Source organism: Slackia equolifaciens, from assembly GCF_003725995.1.
In the GTDB taxonomy this organism is placed as follows: Bacteria; Actinomycetota; Coriobacteriia; order Coriobacteriales; family Eggerthellaceae; genus Slackia; species Slackia equolifaciens.
The window spans coordinates 1-649 of sequence record NZ_QIBX01000047.1 but is presented as its reverse complement, the minus strand read 5'-3'; the positions used below and the strand labels follow the sequence as shown (position 1 = coordinate 649).

The 649-nt window shown below is 64.4% G+C and carries 1 protein-coding gene; it reads left to right on the top strand.

Features of this window, described 5'->3' with window-relative positions; all coding sequences use genetic code 11:
• A partial coding sequence (locus DMP06_RS11475; protein WP_476712876.1) for a TroA family protein occupies positions 1-649 on the top strand: 649 nt, incomplete at both ends.

The window sequence follows — 649 nt, the reverse complement described above, 5'->3', positions numbered from 1 at the left end:
GGTTTTCTGGCGCTTTCGACAGCCCTGTTCGGCTGCGCGTCGGGAGAAAGCGAGCCCGCTTCTGAGGCGGAGCCGCAGGCTGCCGCACAGCCCGTTGCCACCGAGCAGACGGTGACCGATGATGCGGGCCGCACGGTGACGCTGCCCGCTGCCGAGCAGCTCGAGAAGATCTATTACACGAGCCCCGCAGGCCAAATCTTCTGCTTCACGCTGGCGCCCGAGTTGTGCGCCGGCACTACGATGGACTTCACCGAACAGGAGCTCGCCAACCTGCCCGCCGATATCGTCGACCTGCCGAATCTGGGCACCCTGGCCGGCGGCAAGGACCTCAATCCCGAGGCTATTATGGCTGCGGGCATTCAGGTGGTCTTTTCGGTGACTACGGTCGAGCCGGGTGAGAAAGACGCCACCAATGCCGATGACCTGCAGAACCAGACGGGCATCCCCGTGGTCGTGATCGACGGTTCTTTCGACAAGACCGCCCATTGCTACGAGGTGCTGGGCCGGATCCTGGGCAAGCAGGACGAGGCTAAGAAGATGGCCGACTACTGCACCAAGGTTGCCGCCGACGTGGCTGCCGCCGTCGCCACCGTTCCCGAAGACCAGCGCGTCAGCGTGTACTACGCCGAGGGTCCCGAAGGCCTGCAGA